Below are 6,368 nucleotides of genomic sequence, written 5' to 3' on the forward strand. Positions count from 1 at the left end.
TCTATGGATGAGCAGATACCCACACCTCTTTATTTTTAAACATTTCTTTTTTCCAAATAGGAACACGCTCTTTTAAAGTATCAATCAAAAACCTACATGCTTCAAAACACTCTGGTCTATGTGCAGCAGAAGCTCCAACGATAACTACAGGTTCTTCTACTTTTTTAGCACCAACAGCATGTTGAATAATAACACTATTAAGATTCCATTTTGCAACAGCTTCATCTGCAATTTTTTGCATTTCTTTTATAGCCATTGCTTGGTAGGTTTCAAATTCTAGTGCTACTACCTCTTCATTATTTGTAAACTCTCTTACCGTTCCTATAAAAACACAAATACCTCCACTATGCGCATGCGATAATTGAGCATACATCTTGGAAGTATCTATAATATCCACAATTTCTATATTCAATTTCTTCATTAGCCTCCGCTTACTGGTGGAATAATTGCAATTTCATCATTCTGTTCTAAAGGTACATCATCTTTAGCATACTCATTATTAACTGCCACTGCAAAGGATGTTAATTTAGAAAAATTAGAATATTTACTTATTAAATATTGCTTTAAATCATTTACCGTCGGATTTTTTACTATATCCGAAATTGATAATTCTGATGTCCCCACAATATCTCTTGCTATTCCAAAAAATAGTACATTCATTCTATTCTCTATTTTACGCTACTCTTCTATCCTACTACCTCTTTAGGCTCCATATTCTTAATAAAAGGTTGCTTATATATTCTATTTCCGGTAGCCTTATGAATGGCAATAGAAACTGCGGCTCCTGCTGGAGGCAATGTTGGCTCCCCTAATCCTGTTGGGGATAAATTGTTCTCTACAAAATACGTATCCACCTTGGGTGCTTCATTCATACGAACAAGACGGTAACTACCATAGTTATTACTATCTGGCATTCCATCTTTAAAATTAAAATCTCCATACATAGCATGGCCAACACCATCTACAACTCCTCCTTCTATTTGGTTTATTGCTCCAAGTGGATTCACCACAATACCACAATCTACAGCAACGGTAACCTTTTTTACAACTGGCTGATTATTTTCCATAACAACATCTGCTACCTCAGCTACATGGGTATTGTGACAGTAATAAGAACAAAAACCTTGGTAAACACCTTTCTTTGGCGTTCTATAACCCGATTTCTCTACTACTAAATTTATCACTCCTTCTAAACGTTCTGGAGAATATTGAATTCTATCATCTTTAGTCCCTTTTACTTTTTGAAGCAGGTCTAATCGCATTTGTACTGGGTCCTTTTCTAATACTTCTGCCAATTCGTCTAAGAAACTTTGTTCTGCATAAGACAAAAAATTAGTATAAGGTGCTCTCCAAGCCCCTGTAGTAATATTACTTTTTAAGCTTGCCACATCTACTTGATAATTTTCAATTGCAGCTGCAGGAAAAAAGTTTGGAATTAATCCATACATATTCCCATTTACCGCAGCTTCCTTAAGTTGATAGCCTGTAACTTCTCCATCTTTTATACTGGCTTTTAGACGATATTTAATTGCTGGACGATACACTCCTGTTGTCATATCATCTTCTCTAGAAGAAACCATTTTAACAGGCTTTCTGATAGCATCTGCAATTTCTGCCACTTCTATGGCAAAATCACCATACAATCTTCTTCCAAATCCACCTCCCATACGGGTCATCTCTACGCTAACATCGTCTAACTTTCTATCTAACAAAATAGATACAGCGGTAGCCAGAGCCTCTGGTGTCTGTATTGGCCCTACGAGTTTTACTTTATCCTCGCTAACATTTGCAAAGAAATTCATAGGTTCCATACAATTGTGGGGTAAAAAAGGAGATTCATATGTTCTTTCTAACACTTTATCCGCCCTGGCGAAAGCCTTTTTAATATTGCCATCGGAACGCATAGTTCTAAATTTATTACCATCTAATAAATGTAATAATTCTGTATCATGGCTTGCAGAATCTTCTAAAGGTGTATCTATTTTCCAAACTGCCTTTATTGCTTTTTTCCCTTTCATAGCAGCCCAAGTAGAATTTGCTATTACAACTACCTTATCACTATTACATAACTTTACAGACCATCCTGGATTCTCACTATTTAGTAATTTTCTTGCCTTTTCTCCAATAGTAATAACATCAATAACACCAGGTATTTCTTTAGTATCAGAGGCATCAAAAGATTCTAACGTCTGCCCAAAAGCAGGAGGTCTTAAAACAGAAGCATATACCATTCCTTCTACTTTATAATCGAGTCCAAAAAGAGGTTTCCCCATTATTATTCCATCAATATCTACATTTTTAGCTCCTGTACCTATAATGGTAAAATTTTTAGGGTCTTTAAGTTCTACATTTTCAGGAATTTCTAAACTTGCCGCTTCCGTTACAACATCCCCATAACCTAAAATCTCTCCTTTACCATTGGTTATTACACCATCTTTTGCAACGCAGTCAGAAGCATCAACACCCCAACGAGCAGCTGCTGCATTAATCAACATTTGTCTTGCCGTTGCTCCTGTTTGTCTTAAAGGTTCCCAACCAAAACGAATAGATTGACTACCTCCTGCTACCTGTCTTGTGTAATTATTGGTATCTAAAACTCCTTGTTCTACTATTACATTTTTCCAGGAAACATTAAGCTCCTCTGCAATTATCATAGGCATAGATGTTTTTACTCCTTGCCCTATTTCTGGGTTCGGAGAAAATATGGTTACCATTCCATTTTCTGCTATTTTTATAAAAGCATTAAAATCTGCAAAATTTAATTTAGATATATCTATAGGCATTTCTGCCTTTGGTTTACATGCCGTAAAAAGGTTAAAACCTATGAGCATTCCACCGCTTGCTAAAGAAGATGCTTTTAAAAATCCTCTTCTACTAAAATTAGAAGTTTCTTGTGTTGCCATTTTTTATTTTTTTTAGGTTACCCAATTTTTTCAGATGCAATAGCGACTGCTTTTTGTATGCGATTATATGCGGAACATCTACAAATATTTCCGTTCATAGCTGCCTTAATTTCTTCTTCTGTAGGTTTAGGATTTGTCTCTAAAAATGCGGAAGCCGTCATAATTTGTCCCGCTTGGCAGTAACCGCATTGTGGAACATCTACTTCTTTCCAAGCTTGTTGCACAGGATGGGATCCGTCTAAAGAAAGTCCTTCTATAGTAGTTATTTCTTTTCCTTCTAAACTAGATATGGGCAACAAACAACTTCTGGTTGCATTGCCATCTACATGCACAGTACAAGCGCCACATTGCCCTATACCACAACCATATTTGGTTCCGACCATTTCTAAATGGTCTCGAAGTGCCCATAGAAGAGGTGTGTCCGAATCGGCATCTACTGTATGCGATTTTCCATTAATTGATAGGTTAAAAGTTGCCATATGTTAAAGAATTGAATTAGTTTAATGTAAATAAATGCAAAATAAACTGCATTTAACACGCTTGTTTTTATCACAAGAGCTTTAAAAATATAGATAAATAATATACCCTCTTTAAATTCAAACTTATTTTAACCTTTCTTTATGTTAAATAAACTACTTCTTCATAGCATATATAGCTTCTTTTGGGGCTGCGTAAAAAACATCTGAGTGTTCTTCTTTATTCAATTTTACACCATTAAAAATTACCACTTTTTCAACTTCCTTTATTTCCTTTCCTAAAGGCTCTACTTTATGGGTAGCATCCTCTTTACTGGAATTAAAAACAAGTACAAGTAGCGAAGTATATGGTAACTTATAAAACATAATTTTATATTTTTTAAGGTTGTCGTTATAATAATTTGGGAATTACATTATTTTTGTACCAATGAGTAAATTTAAACATTTAAGTAGTTTACAAAATCCGTTAGTAAAAAAAATACTTCTTCTAAAGGACAAAGCTAGAGAGAGAAAAAAAACTAGCCTTTTTGTTTTAGAAGGCCAAAGAGAAATTCAACTCGCTCTTAAAGGGAGTTATAGTATCGACACCCTTTTTTTTGAACCAAATCTACTCCCCGAAGCAGCTCTAGAGCCGTCCTTCGGTTTTGTTTCAAATTGTATATCCGTATCTAAAGAGGTGTACCAAAAAATCGCCTATAGAGGAACTACAGAAGGCGCTATTGCCCTTGTTAAATCTAAAGACACTTCCTTACAAGGTTTTAAACTAAAAAATAAAAACCCATTAATTTTAGTTGCAGAAGCGCCTGAAAAACCTGGTAATATTGGGGCATTATTACGAACTGCAGATGCCGCTAATTTAGATGGTGTAATTATCGCCAATCCAAAAAGCGATTTATACAATCCTAATATTATACGTTCTAGTGTTGGCTGTGTATTTACCGTTCCTGTTGCTATGGCCAATACAGATGAAATAATAAGCTATTTAAACCGTAATAACATAAATATCTATTGTGCTGCACTTACTGCTTCTAAAAATTACACTACCATAGATTATAACAAAGCATCTGCCATTGTGGTTGGCACAGAAGCTACAGGACTGACAGATACTTGGCTAAAAGCATCTACAGAAAATATAATTATACCCATGCAAGGCGAAATAGATTCTATGAATGTTTCCGTATCCGCTTCTATTATTATTTTTGAAGCAAAGAGGCAACGACAGTTTTTATAATAGAAATACACACCTAACAAAATTACCCTATGGATAGTAACTTTCTATTTTATATAATCATTAGCATATTAATCTTGCAGTTTTTAGTAGAAACTTTTCTCGATTATTTAAATGCTCAAAAATACCTAGACCCCATTCCCTTTGAACTTAAGGATGTTTTTAACGAAGAGGAATACCACAAGTCGCAAGAGTACAAAAAAGCAAACTATCGTTTTGGACTTATCTCTTCTACCTTCTCTTTGCTATTGACCTTAAGTTTTCTAACCTTAGGTGGTTTTCATTTTATAGACCAATGGGTAGCTTCCATAACAGACAATGACATTATTAAAGCACTTCTCTTTTTCGGAATAATTTTAATTGGAAGCGATGTTATAACTACTCCTTTTTCCTATTACCAGACCTTTGTCATTGAAGAAAAATTTGGTTTCAACAAATCTACATTACCTCTTTTTTTTATGGATAAAATTAAGGGTTGGATTATGATGGTAGTATTAGGAGGAAGTCTTCTAGCATTGATTATTTGGTTCTTTCAATGGGCAGGAAGTAATTTTTGGCTTTACGCATGGGGCATGATGGTTTTGGTAACCATTTTTATGAATCTTTTTTACAGCAAACTTATTGTTCCACTATTTAACAAACAGACTCTCCTAGAAAAAGGAGGGTTAAAAAGTAAGATACAAAGCTATGCAGAGACCGTTGGTTTTGCCTTAGATAATATATATGTAATGGATGGCTCTAAACGATCCACAAAAGCAAATGCCTATTTTTCTGGTTTTGGCAAAGAAAAACGAGTAACCCTCTATGACACCTTAATTAATGATTTAGAAGAAGAGGAAATTGTAGCCGTACTAGCGCATGAAGTTGGTCATTATAAAAAGAAACATATACTTTTTAATCTTTTTGCTTCTATATTATTAACAGGGCTTACCCTATTCCTTTTGTCTTTATTCATAAATACACCGGAGGTATCTTTAGCCATAGGCGTTGCTAAACCTAGTTTCCATGCTGCTTTAATTGGTTTCGGTATTTTATACAGTCCAATATCCGAAGTTACTGGACTTATTATGAATTACTTATCTAGAAAATTTGAATACCAAGCAGATGATTACGCCAAAAACACGTATAAAGCTACTCCCCTAATAACAGGTTTAAAAAAACTATCAAAAAACAGTTTAAGTAATCTTACTCCCCACCCATCTTATGTTTTTATGCATTACTCCCATCCACCTTTAATCGAAAGAATACGTAATTTAAAGGTGTAATTTTTGTTGTATACCAATAATGTTTGTGGTAAATTTAATGAAGTATGACAGAGACTGAAATAGAAAAAGAAAATAAAGAAATTGCCAAGCAATACAAAGAACTGCTTCGTATTAGCTATCAGAATTTATCTGATGACGATAAGAAACTAATACGTTCTGCTTTTGAAATTGCTGTAGATGCGCATAAAAATCAACGGAGAAAATCTGGTGAGGCTTATATTTTTCACCCTATTGCAGTTGCTAAAATAGTAGCATCAGAAATTGGGTTAGATGCTGTATCCATAGCATCTGCACTTTTGCATGATGTTGTAGAAGACACAGAGTACACCCTAGATGATATAGATCGTATGTTTGGGGAAACTGTTGCTCGTATAGTAGATGGTCTTACCAAAATTGCACATCTAAAAAAGGACATGAATATCTCCCAACAAGCGGAGAATTTTAGAAAAATGCTATTGACCCTTAATGATGATGTAAGAGTTATTATTATTAAAAT

8 protein-coding genes are annotated in these 6,368 nt (G+C 34.5%); 3 read left to right on the top strand and 5 right to left on the bottom strand.

Annotated features, from left to right (window positions below):
* Position 1: 1 nt before the first annotated feature.
* The 5 genes from QZZ51_RS08105 to QZZ51_RS08125 form a co-directional block, all read right to left on the bottom strand.
* The gene (locus tag QZZ51_RS08105) at positions 2–421 is read right to left on the bottom strand and encodes a molybdenum cofactor biosynthesis protein MoaE (RefSeq protein WP_291868398.1); all 420 of its coding nucleotides are present in this window, start codon (positions 419–421) and stop codon (positions 2–4) included.
* On the bottom strand, positions 421–660 hold the full coding sequence (gene moaD, locus QZZ51_RS08110; RefSeq protein ID WP_291868401.1) for a molybdopterin converting factor subunit 1: 240 nt from the start codon (positions 658–660) through the stop codon (positions 421–423). Before moaD ends, QZZ51_RS08105 begins: the two co-directional genes overlap by 1 nt.
* Positions 661–686: 26 nt before the next feature.
* Positions 687–2,903, bottom strand: a complete 2,217-nt coding sequence (locus QZZ51_RS08115) for a molybdopterin cofactor-binding domain-containing protein (RefSeq protein WP_291868404.1) — start codon at positions 2,901–2,903, stop codon at positions 687–689.
* Positions 2,904–2,920: 17 nt separating this feature from the next.
* Positions 2,921–3,382 (bottom strand): (2Fe-2S)-binding protein, encoded by a 462-nt coding sequence (locus QZZ51_RS08120; RefSeq protein WP_291868408.1) that lies wholly within the window; start codon positions 3,380–3,382, stop codon positions 2,921–2,923.
* Positions 3,383–3,535: 153 nt separating this feature from the next.
* Positions 3,536–3,745 carry a hypothetical protein gene (locus QZZ51_RS08125; RefSeq protein WP_291868410.1) on the bottom strand — a complete coding sequence of 70 codons (210 nt, stop codon included), beginning with the start codon at positions 3,743–3,745 and terminating at the stop codon, positions 3,536–3,538.
* A 61-nt stretch (positions 3,746–3,806) separates the two neighbouring features.
* Here QZZ51_RS08125 and QZZ51_RS08130 point away from each other — a divergent pair, with 61 nt between their 5' ends.
* The 3 genes from QZZ51_RS08130 to QZZ51_RS08140 all read left to right on the top strand — a co-directional run.
* Positions 3,807–4,610 carry an RNA methyltransferase gene (locus QZZ51_RS08130; protein ID WP_291868415.1) on the top strand — a complete coding sequence of 268 codons (804 nt, stop codon included), beginning with the start codon at positions 3,807–3,809 and terminating at the stop codon, positions 4,608–4,610.
* A 29-nt stretch (positions 4,611–4,639) separates the two neighbouring features.
* A complete protein-coding gene (locus tag QZZ51_RS08135) occupies positions 4,640–5,872 on the top strand; it encodes a M48 family metallopeptidase (RefSeq protein ID WP_291868418.1) in 1,233 nt (410 codons plus the stop codon).
* Between the two features lie 44 nt (positions 5,873–5,916).
* Positions 5,917–6,368: HD domain-containing protein (locus QZZ51_RS08140; RefSeq protein ID WP_291868421.1), on the top strand; the 452-nt coding region annotated here is incomplete at its 3' end.

The sequence above is a fragment of the Maribacter sp. genome (genome assembly GCF_016744255.1).
Taxonomy (GTDB): Bacteria; Bacteroidota; Bacteroidia; order Flavobacteriales; family Flavobacteriaceae; genus Maribacter_B.